We start from the raw sequence: 19,438 nt of genomic DNA on the forward strand, positions 1-19,438 counted from the left end.
GCAAGCTCGCTCCCACAGGGGGTTGGGGAAAGGTTAGAAATCGCGCTTGTAGAAGATGTCCAGCGAGCTGGCGACGCCGCTAGCGGCTTCGAGGTAGACCTTCTTGCTGAGCTTGTAGCGCAGGGCGATGGTGTTGGCCGGTTCGAACACGCCAACGCCGTAGCGCAGGCTGAGTTTTTCCGACAGGTTGCCGCTGGCGACCACGCTGGTGGCATTGCCGCTGCCCTGGGTGTCGAGCTGGAAATCCTCGATCCCCAGGTTATTGGCCAGGCTGGTGGTCACGCCCGAGCTGCCCATCAACCCCAGGCCCAACGCCGCCTGGGCGAGCATGTTGTTGTCCTCGCCGGTAGTGCTCAGTGGCCGGCCCAGCACCAAGTAGGACAATGCCTGCTCCTGGCTCATGGCCGGTTCCGAGAAGATTTGCGTGGTCGGTTGCTCGGCGCTGCCGCTCAAGCGGATGCCGGCGATCACGTCGTCGGTCTGGCGAATCGCTTCGATGTCCAGGTAGGGCTGGTCGATGGGCCCGGCGAACAGCAACCGCGCCCGTCGCACCGTCAGCCGTTGCCCGTAGGCCCGATAACGACCGTCGTTGAGCCAGAGCTCACCGCGGGTGTCCATGTTGTCGCCAATGTGAACCTGGCCCTGCACGTTGGCGGTCAGGCCGAATCCCGAGAACGCGAGTTTGTCCTGGCCGACGATCACGTCGATGTCCATCGCCATGGCCAGCGGTGCCTTGCCCTCTTCGATCTGGTGACCGACGATCACCGTGTCATCCGACACCTTGACGGTGGACGGCGGCAGTTCGCGAATGGTGATCTCGCCTTTGGGCACCAGGACCTTACCGACAATGGCAAGCTGCTCACCGTGCAGGGTGATGTTGAGGTCGGGCGCCACGTCGAGCACCGCATAAGGCTCGACGGTGACCGGCAGTTGCGAGCCCTTGAGGGCCAGGTTCATGGTCAGGGCGTCGCCCCAGCCGATGTTGCCGTTCAGGCTGCCCTGCCCGCTCTTGCCGCTTTTCCAATTGCCATTGAGCTGCACCGCTTCGCCGGTAATCGTTGCCCGCATCTGCAAGGCTTCGAGGCTGACCGGCAGTTCCGGGCCAGACACTTCGCCGTCGCTGAGCACCAGGTTGCCGTTGACCTGGGGCGCGAGCAAACCACCGGACAAGGTCCCGCTGCCGTTCAGGTGACCGGTGAGGGTTTCCACCATCGGCACGAATGGCCGGGCCACGGACAGGTCCAGGCCGGTCAGGCGGAACGAGCCGCTGATGGGTTTGCTGGCGAGCATGGGGTTGATTTGTGCCTGGAGCATCAGTTCGCCGAGCCTGGCGCCGGCGAAATTCAGGTCGGTGTCGATGCGCTTGGGGGTCAGGCGGCTGTTGAGCGTGAGGGTCTGGTACGGGAAGTCCAGCCATTGCGCCTTATCGCCCTCCTTGTCCCGAATCCGTAAAGTACCGCCGCTGGCGTCCACCAGGACCCGGCCGTTCGGGCCGCTGGCCGGCAGGTCCAATTGCAGGTCCGCGTTGAGCCGGCCCTGCCAGGCAAAATCCTTGGGCATCCACTGGGCCAGGCTTTCGATGGGGAATTGCTTGAGGTGATAGCGCAGCTTCGGCTCCGGCATCAGCCGCTGGTCTTCACCGCACAGGCTGGCATCAAAGGAACGCCAGCAATGAGCGCCGACGTTGAGCGTGCCATCGGCCAGGCGCTCCAGTTTCGCCGGAGCTTGCAGGCGCCAGGCTTGGCCGCCGGCCTGCACGTCGCCGCTGGCCAGGCGCCCGCGCCAGTTGCCCTGGTCGAGCGCGCCATCGAGGGCCAGGGTCGTGTCGAGCTGCGGCCCTTGCAGGTCCAGGTTGAGCTTCTGTTGTTTGATATCGCCCTGGCCGCTGACCGTCAGCACGCCCAGCGACGTTTCGCCGACGCGGATGCCGCTGGCCTTGAGGTCGAGCTTGCCACGCTGGGCGCTGTCGAGGGTCGCGTCCAGGTTCAGGCTTTGCAGGCGGTTGTCCTGGAAGGCCAGTTGCGTGCCTTGCAGGCCGAGCTTGCCTTGGGGGGCCTTGAGCGTGCCGGCCACGTCGACACGGCCAACGACTTGACCGCGCAATTGCGGCCAGAGTTGAGCCAGGCGTGCGAGCTTGATGTCGATCTGGCCGGTCAGTTTCTCTTGCAGGCTGGCACTGCCATTGATGCGGTTATCCCCCAGGCGAATGTCCAGCGCGCTGAGCGTCCACTGCTCGCCAGCGCCGCTGGCCTTGGCCTGGAGCACCGCTGGCTGGCCGCGCAGTTTGCCCTTGAGGTCCAGGTCCGCGTCGAGATCGAGGCGGTCGTTCTTCATCGTCCCTTTGCTGCGCAATGGCCCGGCTAGGGTCCCGGGCAGTTCGCCAAGCCAATACGCCGGGTTGATGGCCGACAGTTGCAGCGCCGTGTCCCAGGCAATGCCATCGGCAAATTGCAGGCTCAGGTGCCCTTCGGCCTTGCCCTGCCCCGCCGCGAGCTTGAGCTGCGGCAAATGGATTTGCGTCAGGTCACCGCTGAACGGGCTGCCCAGGCTGAAGGCCCCGGCGGGTCCGTCCAACGCGGCCTGGAAGTTGCCCAGGTATTGGCCATCGGTGTAAGAGACTTCGCCGTCAAAGCTGCGCAACGTCACCTGTGGCTCATCGATCAGCGGATAGAGGCGATGCCAGGGAAAATCCAGCCAGGCAACCTTCGCTTCGGCGCGCAGACCTTCGCGCCAGTCCAGTTGGCCGCTGAGTTTCAGGCTTTGCTGAGCGCCGGCATCCAGATCCAGGCCGGCGATCTGCGCGCCATTGGCGTCCACCGTGCCTTGCAGCAACAACGCCACCGACCCTTTTTCGGCGGGCAGCGTCGCTTTGCCGAGCAGTTGATAGCCGTTTTTCAGATCGCCTTCGCCGGTCAATTCCAGCTGATTGAGCACCAACGTGTCCGGCAGATCGGCACTGGCCTTGAAGCCGTCGGCGCTGATGCGCACCTTGGCGGGCAGGTTGTCCGCCAGCGGTTGCAGTTCACCGCTCAACTGGCCTTGCAGGTAACCGCTGCTGTCGGCCTTGAGGTTGAGGGTCTTGAGCAGGTTGCCGTCGACTTTCAGGTCCAGCGCCCAGGGCATGGTGCCCGGCGCCGGCAAGGTCAACCGGCCCTCGGCGCTCAACGGCCAGTCGCCTCCCGGTTTCAGCAGGCCGGAGAGTTTCAGGCTCAGTTCATCGCGCTGCAATTGCACCGAATCGATCTGCATGCCCTCGGCGGTCCAATGGGCAACCAATTGCAGCCCTTTGAGCTGCTCGCTGCCGTTGAACGACAGGCTGCCGACCTGCACATCGCCCAGTTCGATGGCGAGCGGCAAATCCAGGTCCGGCAAGCTGATCGGGCCGCTGCTCGGTTCATCGGCAGAGGCAGGCAATTGCAAGGCGACCTGGTCGGCCTTGAGCTGTTCGATGCACAGGGTCATGCGCGCCAGGCACAGCGGCGACCAGGCGAATATCAGCCGATCCACCTCCACCCGACTGACGTCCTGCTGCCACAGCACATGATCGGCGCTCCACTGCCCGCCCAGCCGGCCCTGGAAGTTCTCCACGGTCAGCCCCGGCACCAGGCCAAGGGCCCAACGGCTGCCGAATGCGGTGCCCAGCACAACGCTCAAGGCCAGCACGACCGCCACCAGCACCCCGGCGAGCGCCAGCAGCGTTATCTTCAAACCACGCGTCACAGCTCAGGCCCCATGGAAAAGTGCAAGCGGATGCCGCCGTCGTCGTCCATCGCATGGGCCAGGTCGAGGCGGATCGGCCCCACCGGCGAAACCCAGCGCACGCCGACGCCCACGCCGGTCTTGAGGCTTGGCAGTTCCAGGCTGTTAAAAGAGTTGCCCTGGTCGATGAACGTCGCCACTCGCCATTTTTCCGCGATGGAATATTGATACTCGAGGCTGCCGGCGACCATGTAGCGACCACCGATACGGTCGCCTTCGGAGTTTTCCGGCGACAGGCTCTGGTAGTCGTAACCCCGTACGCTCTGGTCGCCACCGGCAAAAAAGCGCAGGGATGGCGGGATGGATTTGTAGCCATTGGTGGCGCTGCCGCCGATCTGCGCCCGCGCCAGCAAGCGATGCTTGTCGAATACCGTGGTCAGGCCCTTGACCATGGCGGTGCCATATAAAAGATTGTTGTCCGAGCCGAGCCCTTCCTTGGCGACCTTGGTGTCGAACTGCAAGCGGTAACCGTTATGTGGATCGATGCGGTTGTCGCTGCGCAGGTAGGAATAGCTGAGGCCCGGCATCAGCAATGTGCTCAGGCCCGCATCGTCGCCGAGGCGATATTCCTCGCGCTGCCACTTGAGCGACACCACCCGCTGCCAGCCGCTGGGCAACTTGCTGTGCCATTCCGGGCCCACGGTGAGCAGTTTGCTGAGGCTGTCGGTGCCGGCCAGTTCTTCATATTGATAACCGCCGGCGTAACGTATCTTGTCAGTCAGCGGCGGATCCAGCGGCACGTCGTACCACAAGCCGACGTTCTGCCGGGGCGCCGACACTTCCGCTTCCCAGCCATAACTGTGGCCCTGGGGGTTGACCCAGTGGCGCGTCCAGTTGGCTTTGACCCGTGGGCCGACATCGGTGGAAAACCCCAGGCCCAGGCCCATGGTGCGCGGCTTGCGCGTATCAAGCTTGACCGCCACCGGGATCACGTTGTCGGTGGCCGCCGTCGGTGCGGCATCCACCCGGACGCCTTCGAAATAACCGCTCGATTGCAGGGCCTGGTTGAGCTCTGCAATGAGTTCGGAGTCGTACGCCGTGCCGGCCTTGAACGGCACCATGCGCTGCAGCAGGTCTTCGTCGAACGGCGTGTCGCCCTCAAAACTCACCGGGCCCAAGGCATAGCGCGGGCCGCTGTCGTAAATCAGTTCGATGTCGGCGATGCCCGCCTGGGGGTCAACCAACAGCTTCTGCCGAGTGAAGCGCCCACTGAAAAAACCATAACGCGAAGCCTGGTTCTGGATGATTCGCTTGGCGTCTTCGTAGCGGCCATGGTTGAGCACCGAGCCGGGCTTGAGGGCGGCGTTGCTGGGTACGCGAAAGGCTTTGAGCGATGCCGCCGGGCCATCAATGCGCACGGTGACGTTGCGCAAATGCACAGGCTCGCCGGGGTCGATGGTCAGCACCAGGCGTGGGTCCTTGCCGCCCTTGACCTCACTGTCGATCTGCGGCTGGTAGTAGCCCAGCGCCTGGGCGGCCTTGCGCGCCTGCTCCTCGGCACCACGGCTGAAGCGCAGCAAGGCCTCCTCGTCACGATCACCCACACCGCCGATGTAACCTTCTACGTTGGCCTTGAGTTCATCATTGGACGGCTTGACCCGTACTTCCAATTCACTGTTTGCCAGCGCCACGCAGCTGAGGGACAGCAAGAGCGCGCCACTGGTCATTCTTCCTGGGAGGTTCATGGCGCGGATGCTATCACGAGCGTAGGTGCTTGATAGAGCCGGACATTTCGCAAAAGTTCGGCCGACTATGCCGTTGCGCTTTGCAGAACCTGCGGGTTGGCGTGGAAGAACACATGCTCGCGAATCGGTCCTACCGCCACTTCGCCGATTTCCTCATAACCCTGGCGTTTATAAAACTCAAGGTAACGTGGGTTGCCGGTGTCCAGCACCACGCCCTGGGAATGCTCGTCCACCGCACACCAGTTATGCACCGCCTCGAGCAACTGTTCACCGAAATGCTTGCCCTGGAACTGGGGATGCACACCTAGCAGAGGCAATACATGGACCGCATCCGACGGCAGGCAGGCCAGCACCGCCGCGTGGTATTCCAGGTAGCGCCGCGTGCAGCGAAAACCAGTACTCAGGACCATGCGCAGGCGCCAGGCCCAGCTTTCGGTGATGCCCAGGCGCCGCTGCGGCGGAGCGATCAGGGCGATGCCAATCAGGCGGTCGTTGACCAGCAAGCCGATGGCCGGCAAATCCTGAAGAAAATGCTGCTTGACCAGCTCACGCACCGTGGCCCGTACCCGCTGTTCATAACCGGGACGCTCGGATTCGAACAGGTAGCTGAAGGTCGGCTCGTGGCGATAGGCCTGATATAGCAACGAACGGGCTTCACGGGAATAACCACTGTCGAGCATATGGATGTCGGCGATGGCGGTGGCGGTTTCGGGCATGGCGTTGGATCTCCTGGGGCGAGGCTCGGTGAGGCCCTGCTCTTATTGAGTACGAACCCGATAGGGTCGTGATCGTTCCTACATGCAAAGGACATTAGCAGCGCATTTGTCCTACTGCCACGCTGGCTCCCTTCCCACATGTCAGCTAGCATCGCAGTTTTGCCAGGACAGCCGACCATGAAGATCGTCTCCTTCAACATCAACGGGCTGCGCGCCCGTCCCCATCAGTTGGCGGCGCTGATCGAGAAGCACCAGCCGGACGTGATCGGGCTGCAGGAAACCAAGGTCCACGACGAACAATTTCCCCTGGCCGAGGTGCAGGCCCTGGGCTACCACGTGCATTACCACGGGCAAAAGGGTCATTACGGCGTCGCCCTGCTCTCCCGCCAGGCACCACTGAGCCTGTACAAGGGCTTCGAGGGCGACGACGAGGACGCCCAGCGACGCTTCATCTGGGGCACCTTCGCCGATGCCAACGGCGTGCCGGTGACCATCATGAACGGTTATTTCCCACAAGGTGAAAGCCGCGACCACCCGACCAAATTCCCGGCCAAGGAACGTTTCTACAGCGATTTGCAGCAACTGCTGGAAAGCCGCTTCAGCAACGATCAGCCGGTGGTGGTGATGGGTGACGTGAACATTTCCCCGGAAGACTGCGACATCGGCATCGGCCCGGACAACATGAAGCGCTGGCTGAAAACCGGCAAATGCAGCTTCCTGCCGGAAGAACGTGAATGGATGGCGCGCCTGAAGAACTGGGGCCTGGTGGACAGCTTCCGCCACCTGAACCCGGACGTCACCGACCGCTTCAGCTGGTTCGACTACCGCAGCCGCGGTTTCGAGGACGAGCCCAAGCGCGGCCTGCGCATCGACCTGATCCTCACCTCCCACGGCCTGCTGCCACGGGTCAAGGATGCCGGCGTGGACTACGAACTGCGGGGCATGGAAAAACCGTCGGACCATGCGCCGATCTGGTTGCAGTTGAGCTAATCGAGTCCCCTGTGGAGCTTGCTCGCGATAGCGGTCCAGCCGTCACATTGGTCTTGAATGTGCCGCCGTCATCGCGAGCAAGCTCGCTCCCACATTGTATTTGGGTACTCCGTCGCACCCCTGTCACCTTTCAGTAACCTGACTGACTTAATCTTCCGGCACTTCCTCAGGTTCAGAAGGTGCCGGCATGCGGCTGTGTGTTGTGGTTTTCATGGGCCTCTGGCTGCCGTTCTTGGCATGGGCCGGCCATTTGCCCATTCCCGAACAGGGCCCAGCCTTGCGCCTCCAAGGCTCCAATACCATCGGCGCGGCGCTGGGGCCGGCTTTGGTCAGAGGTTTGATGGAAGATCAGGGCCTGCTCAGGGTCAGCAGCGAAATCACCGGGCGCGACAACGAGCAGCGCATCGTCGGCCTGAGCGCCGATGGCCGACGGGTGGAAGTCGACATCGCGGCCCATGGTTCGAGCACCGGTTTCGCCGCCCTCAAGCAGGCCAGCGCCGACCTGGCGGCCTCTTCCCGGCCGATCAAGGACAGCGAACGGAAGGAATTATCGTCCCTCGGCGATCTGAAAAGTCCCACGGCCGAGCAGGTCATCGCCATCGATGGACTGGCGATTATCCTTCATCCGCAAAACCCGTTGCGTCAGCTCGACACCGTGCAACTGGCACGAATATTCAGCGGCGAGGCGAAGATCTGGGAAGCGGTGGGCGGCGTTGGCGGGCCGATTCATCTGTATGCCCGGGATGAACAATCTGGCACCTACGATACCTTCAAGGAATTGGTGCTTGGCCGACACGGTAAGCGGCTGGATCCCACAGCGCGACGCTTCGAATCCAGCGAACAATTGTCCGACGCCGTCAGCCAAGACCCGCAAGGCATCGGTTTCATCGGTTTGCCTTACGTACGCCAGGCCAAAGCCTTGGCGATTGCCGACGGTGATTCCCAACCCATGTTGCCGTTGAACAACCTGATCGCCACCGAGGACTACCCCCTGTCCCGCCGGCTGTTCTTCTATTTACCTCCCCGGGAAACCAACCCCTGGGCCACGGCACTGGTCGAGTTCACCCAAAGTGACAAAGGCCAGGCCATCGTCGCGGCCAACGGGTTCATCGCCCAAACCGTCCAGGCCATGGCCGTCACACCCAATGCATTGATGCCCGAGGGTTACCAGGCCCTGAGCCGCCATGCCCAGCGCCTGACGGTGAATTTCCGCTTTGAAGAAGGCAGCGCCAGCCTGGACAACAAGGCCCACCAGGACCTGGGCCGGGTGCTCGACTACATCCAGAAACACGGCAAGACCGAGCGCCGCGTGACGCTGGTGGGTTTCGGCGACGCCAAGGACGACCCGGCGCGGGCGGATCTTCTGTCCAAACTGCGGGCCATGGCGGTTCGACGTGAACTGGTCAAGTACGGCGTGACCTTGCGGGAAGTGCGCGGCTTCGGCGCGCTGATGCCGGTGGCGGCCAATAGTGAAGATGAAGGAAGGATCAGGAATCGGCGGGTGGAGGTTTGGGTTTACTAGGGTCCAAAGGCCGGACACCTCTCCCACGGCAAACCTCATTCCCGTGGCGAGGGAGCTTGCTCCCGCTGGGTGGCGAAGCCGCCCCAGAATGGACTGACGCGGTCTTTCCGGTGGACCGCATCAGCCGTTTTTACGACTGCTTCGCAGCCGAGCGGGAGCAAGCTCCCTCGCCACAAGAGCCGTGTGTTTATCCCGCTGATTTCGATGTAGGACCAAGCTCCGTCGCTTTGCGCCATTACCTACAACTACGCCAGAATCCGCCGGCTTGTACGCCTTAGGGTCGGGCACAACGTCGAAGCGCGCTAGCCGCTGCAGCTCGCTCCCACAGGACGACATAGCGCGTTATCGCCCCGCCAACTCCATGATCATCCGCGACAACAGATAAATCCTTGGCACCACACTCTCGACTTCGGCGTATTCCTCCGGCGTATGGATGTTGCCACCGACGATGCCAAAACCGTCCAGCGTCGGCGTGCCAACCCCGGCCGACAGACTGGCATCCGCCGCTCCACCGCTACCTTCTTCAGTCAGTTTGCGCCCGAGTTCACCATAGATGCCTTGGGCCATGGCCATCAACCGGTCCGACTCCGCCGTCTGCGGCATCGGTGGCAGGCCGCGCTTGAGGCTGGTGGTGACTTCGGTGTCGGCGATCAATTTGTCCTGCGACACCCGGGCCAAGTCTTTTTCGATGCGGTCGAACTCTTCCGGCACCGCCGCCCGCACATCCGCCTTGGCGCTCGCCTGGTCGGGGATCACGTTGGTCCGGTCGCCGGCCTTGATCACCGTGAAGTTGATGGTGGTTTTCTTTTCCGCGTCGCCAAGCTTGCCCAGTTGCAAGATCTGGTGCGCGGCTTCCATCGCCGCATTGCGCCCCAGTTCCGGTGCGACACCGGCGTGGGACGCCTTGCCCTTGACCTCCACCAGCGCCGTGGCACTGCCCTTGCGCCACACCACCAAGCCATCGGCCGGGCGCCCCGGTTCAAGGTTGAGGGTCACGTCATGGGCCTTGGCGGTTTTCTTGATCAGGTCGGTGGCGGCGTCCGAGCCGGTTTCTTCGCTGGCGTCGAGCAGGAAAGTAATCTGTGCGTAGTTCTTGAAGTCCAGGTTCTTGAGCACCTTCAAGGCGTAGATCCCGGCGACGATGCCGCCCTTGTCATCCATCACCCCCGGCCCATAGGCCCGGCCATCCTTGATGTGGAAGGGACGCTCGGCGGCCGAGCCTTCCTTGAACACCGTGTCCATGTGGGCCATCAGCAGGATTTTTGCCTTGCCGGTGCCCTTGAGGGTCGCCAGGATGTGCTGGGTACCGTCCGAGTTAGGCACCTTTTCGATGGTGGCGCCCAACTTCGTCAATTCATCGATCGCAATATCACCGACCTGGGTCAACCCCGGCACATAGCCTGAGCCAGAGTCGATGTTCACCAACCGCTCAAGCAGTTTCAGGGCCTCGCCCTTGTACTGTTCGGCGTCGCTCAGGACTTGTTGATGGGGCTGTGCGAAAGCACCGGGGGCGAAGGCGCCGAGGGCCAGGCTCAGGCCAAGACTGACGGCCAGACGGGAGCGAAGAGCGGTCATCATCATGATTTCATCCTTGTTCCGTATCGAAAGAGTGCCATAGGCACCCTACCCGACAATGGGTCAAGGCTCTAGACCGCAGGTGGCCACCTCAGGGAGACATGACCGATTCTTCCAACACCTGCCGATGCCGAAAACAAGTGACTCGGTTGCGCCCGCCGGTCTTGGCCTCGTAAAGCGCCTGGTCGGCATCATTGAGCCAATGGGTGGCATCGCCATAAGCCGGGTTGAAGGCTGCCAGGCCAATACTCAGGCTCACCTTCAGCGCCGGGTTCTGTTCATAGCTGAGCGTCGCGAAGCGCTCGCGCAACCCGTCCATGGCCTGCACGGCGTTGTGGAGCGTCAGGTCCGGCAGGATCACACAGAACTCGTCCCCCCCATAACGCCCGACCACATCGGCGGCGCGCAGGTTTTGCTTGAGCATCTTGCCAAGCTGGCGCAGCACGACGTCGCCGGCGACATGGCCATAGGTGTCATTGATGGCCTTGAAGTGATCGATGTCGATCAGCGCAATCGCGCCGCGCCCTGCCCCGTCATTCGAGTGACGCTGGCAGCGCTGGAACTCCTCGTTGAGACGATCTTTCCAGGCGCCATGGTTAAGCAAGCCGGTCAGGCTGTCGGTGCGACTCAGGGCCAGCAATTCGCGCTTTTGCCGGCCCAGCGTGTAGGCCTGGCGATAGCAGAACCAACCCAGTGCCATCGGATACAGGCACAGCAACGGCAAACACGCATATATCTGCGCCGGGCTGGTCATGGGCACGCTGGTCAGCGGGAAGATCAGCACGCCCACGACAATGCCGGCCACTTGGGCCAAGGCCCCAATGAGCAGGAAACGCAGGCCACCAATGGCGACATTGTTCATCGCCATCATCGCCAGCGTGACGGCCGCGGGCAACGGGTTGAACTGCATTGCCGCGACCCAGAAGCCACCAAGCACCGCATCGATCAATAAATTGAGGTGTTCGGCGTGGTAAGGCATCGAGCAACGTCGGGCCCACCAGTAGGACAAGTGTGGCCAAAGCAGGCCATTGAACAGCATGAAACCCCAGACCCACGACGCCGGTTCGAGAGGAAAGATGGCAGCACTCACCAACAGCAACCCCAGCGTCAGGCCCAGAATGCGCGATATATAAAGCCTCCTGGCCAGCGTCCGTCCCTTTTTTCCCGTGTTTTGCATAGGAACCTCTGCACCGCGGGTTTCCCAAGTCATTGGGACGGGGGGGGGGTAGCTTGGAGTCTATCAGGGCGGCATCAAATAGCCACCACTGAATGAAGGGGTATTTATTCTCCTTCAAATGTCGGGCTTTGCCGCGGATTTTGGCTATACATGAGTCATCCAGCGGTTGTCATAGCAAGTAGCAAAGCAAATGCGTCACGTCATCGCGATGTCCTCGGGTTTCAGCTTCACTTAGAGAGTATCTGACCCGTCGGCTCAGACTGGCCGATCACATTCTGTCCTGATCCATGGAGGGCAAAACATGCTGGTGTTGTGGGTAGTCCTTGCCGTGTTTATCGCCTGGAGCTGGTTGACGTATCCAGGCATCGGCCATGTGCTGTACGACATGGGCATGGCGCTGGAGGCACGTCTCTACCGGTTGCACAAGATCACCGTCCCCATCAGCGAGATGACCGTCTCGACCTGGCAAGGCGGGCCCTATGAAGCATCCGGCAGCATCCTGATGCTGCATGGCTACAGCGCCGACAAGAATCTCTGGCTACGCTTCGCCCGGCATTTTGTCGGCGACTACCGGGTGGTGGTGCCCGACCTGGCCGGCCATGGCGAAACCGGCTTCAAGGCCGGCGGTGGCTATGACATCCCGACCCAGGCCCGGCGGGTCATCGAGTTGCTCGACGCCTGCGGCCTGGACAAGGTCCATGTGATCGGCAATTCCATGGGCGGTTACCTCGCCGCATGGCTGGCGGCCACGTCGCCCGAGCGCGTGCTCACCCTGGCGCTGATCGATCCGGCCGGTGTCACCGCCCCCCAGGCCAGCGACATGGAACGCCACCTGGCCGCCGGGCATAACCCGTTCCTCGTCGACTCGCGGGACGATTTCGCGCCGTTCTACGCAATGACCATGGCCTCCCCGCCCTGGGTGCCCAGCGTGGTACTGGCGGCAATGGCCGAACGTTACGAACAGCGCCGCGATGAACTGGCGGAGATCTTCGTCGATTTTCGCGCCAGCCCGCCGATGGAACCGCACCTGGCCGACATCCGCGCCCCGTCGCTGCTACTCTGGGGGCGCAAGGATCGCCTGATCGACGTCAGCAGCGTGCCGGTGTGGAGCAAGGGCATCGCCGATTTGCGGGTGGAAATCTGGGACGGTATCGGCCACATGCCCATGGTCGAACGACCGGGGAAAACCGCGGCGCTGTATCGGGAATTTCTCAAGGGGTTGGGGCAGTGACGGCAATGTATAAAACAAAATGAACGCCCTGTGGGAGCGAGCTTGCTCGCGATAGCGGTGACACATTCAACGGGGGATGCAAGCTGCCCCACCGCCATCGCAAGCAAGCTCCCACAGGGATTCCAGCCGACCCAGAGGTATCGACTTCATGAACATCCTCTACGACGAACACCTCGACGGCCCCTTGCCCAAGGTGGACAAACAGGCCCTGCTTCAAGCCTTGCAGGCACAGATTCCGGACCTGGACATCCTGCACCAGGAGGAAGACCTCAAGCCCTATGAATGCGATGGCTTGTCGGCCTACCGCACCACGCCCCTGCTGGTGGCATTGCCCAGGCGCGTCGAGCAGGTGCAAGCGCTGCTCAAGCTCTGCCATGGGCTGGATGTACCCGTGGTCGCCAGGGGTGCCGGGACCGGTCTGTCCGGTGGCGCCCTGCCCCTGGAAAGCGGCGTATTGCTGGTGATGGCGCGGTTCAACCAGATCCTGCACATCGACCCCGACGCCCGCACCGCGCGGCTTCAACCCGGTGTGCGCAACCTGGCGATCTCCCAGGCGGCGGCACCGTTCGGGCTGTATTACGCACCGGATCCCTCATCGCAAATCGCCTGTTCCATCGGCGGCAATGTCGCGGAAAACGCCGGTGGCGTGCACTGCCTCAAGTACGGCCTGACGGTGCACAACCTGTTGAAACTGGAAATCCTCACCATCGAAGGCGAACGCCTGACCCTCGGCAGCGAAGCCCTGGACTCGCCGGGCCTGGACTTGCTGGCGCTGTTCACCGGTTCCGAAGGTTTGCTGGGGGTGATCACCGAAGTGACGGTCAAATTGCTGCCCCGGCCCCAGGTCGCCAAGGTGCTGCTGGCCAGTTTCGATTCGGTGGACAAGGCCGGGCGAGCGGTGGCCGACATCATCGCCGCCGGGATCATTCCCGGCGGCCTGGAAATGATGGACAACCTGGCGATCCGCGCCGCCGAGGACTTCATCCACGCCGGCTATCCGGTAGAGGCCGAAGCGATCCTGCTGTGTGAACTGGATGGGGTCGAGGCCGATGTCCATGACGATTGTGAACGGGTCCGCCAAGTGTTGGAGCAGGCCGGTGCCACCGAAGTGCGCCAGGCGCGGGACGAGGCCGAACGGCTGCGGTTCTGGGCCGGGCGCAAGAACGCCTTCCCGGCGGTGGGTCGCCTGGCGCCGGATTATTACTGCATGGACGGCACGATCCCGCGACGCGCCTTGCCCGAGGTACTGCAGCGCATCGCCAGCCTCGGTGCCGAGCATGGCCTGCGCGTCGCCAACGTCTTTCACGCCGGCGACGGCAACATGCACCCGCTGATCCTGTTCGATGCCAACCAGCCCGGCGAACTGGAGCGCGCCGAAACCCTGGGCGGGAAAATCCTCGAACTGTGTGTCCAGGTGGGCGGCAGCATCACCGGCGAGCACGGTGTGGGCCGGGAAAAAATCAATCAGATGTGCACGCAATTCAACGGCGACGAACTGAACCTGTTCCACGCGGTAAAAGCAGCGTTCGATCCCCAAGGCCTGCTCAACCCCGGCAAGAACATCCCCACCCTGCACCGCTGCGCCGAATTCGGTGCCATGCACATCCATGGCGGGCAACTGCCGTTTCCTGAACTGGAGCGTTTCTGATGAGCCGCGAAGCCGACCAGGACGCCAGCGACCTGCTGCTCGAACAGGTCAATCGCGCCCGGGCCAACGCCACGCCGCTGCGAATCCAGGGGTCGAACAGCAAGGCCTTCCTGGGGCGCGAAGTGGCTGGCGAAGTGCTGGACACCCGCGTGCATCGTGGCATCGTCCACTACGACCCCACCGAACTGGTCATCACGGCCCGGGCCGGCACCCCGCTGCGGGAACTGCTTGCCGCCCTCGACGCCGCCGGGCAACGGCTGCCCTGCGAACCGCCAGCATTTGGCGATGACGCCACGGTCGGCGGCATGGTCGCCGCCGGGCTATCGGGGCCGCGTCGCCCATGGGCCGGTTCGGTGCGCGACTTCGTCCTGGGCACGCGCCTGATCAGTGGCCACGGCACGCTGTTGCGTTTCGGCGGCGAGGTGATGAAAAACGTCGCCGGCTACGATCTGTCGCGCCTGTTGGCCGGCAGTTTCGGTTGCCTGGGGGTCATCACCGAAGTTTCCTTGAAGGTCCTGCCCAAACCCCGTCACAGCCTGAGTATCCGCCTGGAACTGGACAGCACCGAGGCCCTGGGGAAACTCGCCGAATGGGGCCGTCAGCCCCTGCCCGTCAGCGCCGCCAGCCATGACGGCGACTGTCTGCAGCTGCGCCTGGAGGGTGGCGAAGGCTCGGTCAGCGCCGCTCATCAGCGTTTTGGTGGCGAGGTGATCGACGATCAATACTGGACGGCACTCAATGAACATCAGTTGGCCTTCTTCGATGAAGGCGTGCCGCTGTGGCGCCTGTCGCTGCCCAACCATACCGGGCCGCTCACCCTGCCGGGCGCGCAACTGATCGACTGGGCCGGTGCCCAACGCTGGGTGAAAACCGAGGCCGACACGGTGCAAGCCCTGGCCCATGAAGTCGGCGGCCATGCCACCTGCTATCGTCAGGGTGCCAGCGACACACCGTTCCAGCCACTGGCCCCGGCGCTGCTGCGCTATCACCGGCAACTCAAGGCCCAGCTCGATCCCCTGGGACTGTTCAACCCTGGTCGGATGTACCCGGAGCTTTAGTGCGCTGTGTCGCAAATGCGCTCCTTTTTTGACGAGTGGCTGTTGTCGTCAGGCAAGGCGCCGCGACGCGTCATAGCTCGCGATGGCGAGGAGCGGCAACGCAGCATGACGACAACAGACGCCGTCAAAAAGGAACAGCATTTGTGATACAGGACACTAGCTATGCAGACTCGCTTCAGTGAGGAAAGCAAAAACCTGCCCCGCGCCGAAGAAGCCGAACGGATCCTGCGCAGTTGCGTGCATTGCGGTTTCTGCAACGCCACCTGCCCCACTTACCAATTGCTCGGCGATGAACTGGACGGCCCGCGCGGACGCATCTACCTGATCAAGCAAGTGCTCGAAGGCCAGCCGGCGACAGCCAGCACCCAGTTGCACCTGGATCGCTGCCTGTCGTGTCGCAACTGCGAAACCACCTGCCCGTCCGGTGTGGATTACCACAACCTGCTGGACATCGGCCGGGCGGTGGTCGACCAAGCCGTACCGCGCCCCGCCGACCAACGTGCGCTGCGCCTGGGGCTGCGAAGCCTGGCCGCCAGCCCCGAGCGGTTCAAGGCCCTGCTGCGTCTTGGCGCGGTCTTCCGTCCGTTGCTGCCGGCGAACCTGACCGCCAAGTTGCCCCGCCCTTCCCCGTCTCACGGCGAACGCCCGCCTCTGCGGCATCGGCGTACGGTGTTGATGCTCGAAGGTTGCGTGCAACCGGGCCTGTCGCCCAACACCAATGCCTCGGCAGCACGGGTGCTGGATCGACTCGGCATCAGCGTGATCCCCTGTGCGCAGGCCGGCTGCTGCGGTGCGCTGGAGTATCACCTCGATGCCCAGGCTACAGGACTGGACCGCGCCCGACAGAACATCGACGCCTGGTGGCCGCACCTGGAAAACGGTGCTGAAGCCATCGTCCAGACCGCCAGCGGCTGCGGCGCATTCATCAAGGACTACGGGCACCTGCTGGAGCACGACCCTGCCTATGCCGCCAAGGCCAAGCAGGTGAGTGAACGGGCCCAGGACCTGGTGCAAGTGCTCGGCAAGGAACCGCTGGAACAGATCTGCGCGGCCAGGAACCAGCGCATTGCCGTGCATTGCCCCTGCACCTTGCAGCACGCGCAGAAACTCGGCGGCAGCATCGAGGCACTGCTGACGCGGCTGGGTTTCAACCTCACCGAGGTGCCCGACGGCCATTTGTGTTGCGGCTCGGCCGGCACCTATTCGCTGACCCAGCCCGCCCTGGCGCGGCAATTGCGCGACAACCGCCTCAATGCGCTGGAAAGTGGCCAGCCGGAGCTGATCGTCACCGCCAACGTCGGCTGCCAGAACCACCTCGACGGCGCCGGTCGCACGCCCGTGCGGCACTGGATCGATCTGGTGGATCAGTCCCTGGCAGAATGAAGTCCTGAAGATTCTTCGTTTGCCGGGGCCGGCGAAGGCTGCGATCTTTCGTCCAACTTTCCCACAGCCCTCGCCAGGAATTCTTACGATGAGCTTCGTCAGCCCCGACCTGATCCGCCAACGCTTCTCTAGAGCGATGTCTGACATGTACCGCGACGAGGTGCCGCTGTATGGCGCCCTGATGAAGCTGGTGGAGCACACCAACGCCCAGGTGCTGGCCGAAGACCCGATCCTGGCCGCACACCTGCGCAGCACCGGCGAACTCGAACGCCTGGACCTGGAACGCCACGGCGCGATCCGCGTCGGCACCGCCGCCGAGCTGGCGACCCTGGGGCGTCTGTTCGCGGTCATGGGCATGCAGCCGGTGGGCTACTACGACCTCACGCCTGCCGGGGTGCCGGTGCATTCCACCGCCTTCCGCGCCGTGCACGAAAGCGCGTTGCAGATCAGCCCGTTCCGGGTGTTTACCTCGCTGCTGCGCCTGGAACTGATCGAGCACGCCGAGCTTCGGGCCTTTGCCGAATCGGTGTTGGATAAACGGCAGATCTTCACCCCCAGGGCCCTTGAGCTCATCGAACAGGCCGAATACCAGGGTGGCCTGAGCGAGTCCCAGGCTGAGGACTTCGTCCTACAAGCCCTGGAAACCTTTCGCTGGCACCACAGCGCCACGGTCACCGCCGAACAGTACCGGCAACTGAGCGCCCAGCATCGGTTGATCGCCGATGTGGTGGCGTTCAAGGGCCCACACATCAATCACCTGACACCGCGCACCCTGGACATCGACATCGTCCAGGCCCGGATGCCCGTGCACGGCATCACGCCCAAAGCCGTGATCGAAGGCCCGCCTCGCCGCCAATGCCCGATCCTGCTGCGCCAGACCAGCTTCAAGGCCCTCGATGAGCCGGTCAGCTTCACCGATCAATCACAATCCCAAGGCAGCCACAGCGCTCGCTTTGGCGAAATCGAGCAACGCGGCGCCGCCCTCACGCCCAAGGGTCGTGCGCTCTACGATCGATTGCTCAACGCTGCGCGGGATGCGTTGGGGGATTTCCCCAACGAGGCCAACGCCGAACACTACAACACGCTGATGAGCGAGCACTTTGCCCAATTCCCCGACAACCACGATGAGCTGCGTCGAGAAGCACTGGCGTACTTCCGTTATTTCGTGACGCCCAAGGGCCTCGCCGCCAAGGGCAGCGTCGAGCGCACGGCCTCGCTGGAACGCCTGTTGGAGCAGCAATACCTGCGTGCCGAACCCTTGGTGTATGAAGACTTCCTGCCGGTCAGCGCCGCCGGCATTTTCCAGTCGAACCTTGGCGATGCTGCCCAGAGCCACTACGCCGGGCAGTCCAATCGCCACGCCTTTGAAGCAGCGCTGGGGCGGGCGACCATCGATGAGTTGCAGCTGTACGCCCAGACGCAACAGCGATCCATCGATGAGTGCAGGGCTGCATTGGGCGTGTAGGAATAAGCCGAAGGACAAAACGGCAAAAAACTGCCTGAGAGGCATGCACGCGGCGCGCCTTTCTTGGCCTGCCGACCCGGGCATCGCGGTGCCTGGTGGAACCGCGAGGCACTGCAATGGGCCGGGCAAGTCTTTGAGCGCTTTCTGGTCTGTTTGGAGGAAGGATCAGCCCGATACAAAATCAACTTATTGATATTTAAAGTTTTTTTTAAAATGGCATAGCTCTTGATAATCGTCAGGCCACCTCGGGCGAATCCAGTCCCAGGCCCCATCGTTATCCAGGAAGGAGAGCATCCATTGGCTACCCCCGCGTACATGACCATTACAGACAACAGTCAAATATTACTGACCGAGAAGGCGTTTACCGCCGACTCGGTGGGTAACATTTATCAGGAAGGTCATAAAGACGAAATCATGGTGCAAGGTTTCCAGCATCAGGTGACCATTCCACGAGACCCCCAGTCCGGTCAGCCAACTGGTCAACGCATACACCAACCCTTGGTCATCACTAAAGTCTTTGACAGAACCTCACCGATGCTGCAGGAAGTCCTCTGCCGCGGCGAAACCCTGGCCAAAGTTGAAATCAAGTGGTACCGCACTTCAGCCTCCGGAACCCAAGAGCATTACTACACCACTACGCTGGAGGACGCGATTATCGTCGAAATCAAGGACTACATGCTCAACTGCCAAGACCCGGCAAATTCACATTTCACTCACTTGCAAGATGTGCACTTCTCGTACCGCAAGATCACCTGGAATCACATAGCCTGCAGCACGCTGGGCGTCGATGACTGGCGTGCACCGGCCGCCGGTTAAGTCCGCGCACTCGTCAATGCACCGGCCAGTCCTGCTGGCCGATGTGCATTGAAGTAAACAGGGATATTTTCCCTCAGAGGTGTTCGCCCAGTGCGACGGCCTCGGCAATCCATGCACTGGTAAAGAGCCTGACACTGGGCGAACGGCACAATATTAGTGGAACTTGCAGGATATTTCCGCGAGTCCATTTAAATAATTATTCATCCTTGATGCGCCACCTCAACCACGCCGGCCAGTTTTCTGCGCATCGGTCTCTCCCGCTTCCGCATCCCCCTGCTGCTGTTTGCGCTTGGCGGGATCGTTGGGGCGCAAGGCGTCGTTGTCGCGTTCCACTTCGCCAGGCATCGCCGGCTCGTCAGGGTTGTGCGGCGTTTGATCGGAACGGTGGTTCATGACGAACTCCTTGGTTGTTC

14 protein-coding genes are annotated in these 19,438 nt (G+C 62.6%); 8 read left to right on the plus strand and 6 right to left on the minus strand.

Translation table 11 applies throughout. The annotated features are described in order from the left end of the window. Positions 1–33 precede the first annotated feature (33 nt). From BM300_RS05300 to BM300_RS05310, 3 genes are all read right to left on the minus strand, one after another. On the minus strand, positions 34–3,720 hold the full coding sequence (locus BM300_RS05300; RefSeq protein ID WP_092462241.1) for a translocation/assembly module TamB domain-containing protein: 3,687 nt from the start codon (positions 3,718–3,720) through the stop codon (positions 34–36). Next, on the minus strand, positions 3,717–5,444 hold the full coding sequence (locus tag BM300_RS05305) for an autotransporter assembly complex protein TamA (RefSeq protein WP_092462243.1): 1,728 nt from the start codon (positions 5,442–5,444) through the stop codon (positions 3,717–3,719). The genes BM300_RS05300 and BM300_RS05305 overlap by 4 nt, the downstream gene beginning before the upstream one ends. Positions 5,445–5,509: 65 nt before the next feature. Beyond that, a complete protein-coding gene (locus BM300_RS05310) occupies positions 5,510–6,160 on the minus strand; it encodes a GNAT family N-acetyltransferase (protein WP_003203682.1) in 651 nt (216 codons plus the stop codon). A gap of 177 nt (positions 6,161–6,337) precedes the next feature. Here BM300_RS05310 and xthA point away from each other — a divergent pair, with 177 nt between their 5' ends. Both xthA and BM300_RS05320 read left to right on the plus strand, forming a co-directional pair. After that, positions 6,338–7,150, plus strand: a complete 813-nt coding sequence (gene xthA / locus BM300_RS05315; protein WP_003203684.1) for an exodeoxyribonuclease III — start codon at positions 6,338–6,340, stop codon at positions 7,148–7,150. A 187-nt stretch (positions 7,151–7,337) separates the two neighbouring features. Beyond that, a complete protein-coding gene (locus BM300_RS05320) occupies positions 7,338–8,672 on the plus strand; it encodes a substrate-binding domain-containing protein (protein ID WP_092144353.1) in 1,335 nt (444 codons plus the stop codon). A 342-nt stretch (positions 8,673–9,014) separates the two neighbouring features. Here the strand turns inward: BM300_RS05320 and BM300_RS05325 are convergent, their stop codons facing one another. Together BM300_RS05325 and BM300_RS05330 are read right to left on the minus strand one after the other, a co-directional pair. Beyond that, the gene (locus BM300_RS05325; protein WP_092144351.1) at positions 9,015–10,253 is read right to left on the minus strand and encodes a M20/M25/M40 family metallo-hydrolase; all 1,239 of its coding nucleotides are present in this window, start codon (positions 10,251–10,253) and stop codon (positions 9,015–9,017) included. A gap of 85 nt (positions 10,254–10,338) precedes the next feature. Next, positions 10,339–11,424: a diguanylate cyclase gene (locus BM300_RS05330; protein WP_092222626.1), complete on the minus strand. Its 1,086-nt coding sequence runs from the start codon at positions 11,422–11,424 to the stop codon at positions 10,339–10,341. A gap of 301 nt (positions 11,425–11,725) precedes the next feature. Here BM300_RS05330 and BM300_RS05335 point away from each other — a divergent pair, with 301 nt between their 5' ends. From BM300_RS05335 to BM300_RS05360, 6 genes are all read left to right on the plus strand, one after another. Beyond that, positions 11,726–12,655 (plus strand): alpha/beta fold hydrolase, encoded by a 930-nt coding sequence (locus BM300_RS05335; protein ID WP_072339780.1) that lies wholly within the window; start codon positions 11,726–11,728, stop codon positions 12,653–12,655. A gap of 148 nt (positions 12,656–12,803) precedes the next feature. Beyond that, entirely contained in the window at positions 12,804–14,303 is a 1,500-nt protein-coding gene (gene glcD / locus BM300_RS05340) for a glycolate oxidase subunit GlcD (RefSeq protein ID WP_092462245.1), read from the plus strand. Continuing rightward, entirely contained in the window at positions 14,303–15,361 is a 1,059-nt protein-coding gene (gene glcE, locus BM300_RS05345) for a glycolate oxidase subunit GlcE (RefSeq protein WP_092144350.1), read from the plus strand. Before glcD ends, glcE begins: the two co-directional genes overlap by 1 nt. A 162-nt stretch (positions 15,362–15,523) precedes the next feature. Further along, positions 15,524–16,744, plus strand: coding sequence for a glycolate oxidase subunit GlcF (gene glcF / locus BM300_RS05350; RefSeq protein ID WP_092462246.1), 1,221 nt, complete (start codon positions 15,524–15,526; stop codon positions 16,742–16,744). An 88-nt stretch (positions 16,745–16,832) separates the two neighbouring features. Continuing rightward, positions 16,833–18,209: a 2-oxoadipate dioxygenase/decarboxylase HglS gene (locus BM300_RS05355; protein WP_092462248.1), complete on the plus strand. Its 1,377-nt coding sequence runs from the start codon at positions 16,833–16,835 to the stop codon at positions 18,207–18,209. 297 nt (positions 18,210–18,506) lie between these two features. Next, positions 18,507–19,025: an Hcp family type VI secretion system effector gene (locus BM300_RS05360; protein ID WP_063320369.1), complete on the plus strand. Its 519-nt coding sequence runs from the start codon at positions 18,507–18,509 to the stop codon at positions 19,023–19,025. A 219-nt stretch (positions 19,026–19,244) separates the two neighbouring features. On the opposite strand, the gene BM300_RS30985 is transcribed toward BM300_RS05360, so the two are convergent. Next, positions 19,245–19,418 (minus strand): hypothetical protein, encoded by a 174-nt coding sequence (locus BM300_RS30985; protein WP_170862016.1) that lies wholly within the window; start codon positions 19,416–19,418, stop codon positions 19,245–19,247. Positions 19,419–19,438: the final 20 nt, after the last annotated feature.

It is taken from the genome of Pseudomonas sp. NFACC46-3 (assembly GCF_900114515.1).
In the GTDB taxonomy this organism is placed as follows: Bacteria; Pseudomonadota; Gammaproteobacteria; order Pseudomonadales; family Pseudomonadaceae; genus Aquipseudomonas; species Aquipseudomonas fluorescens_Q.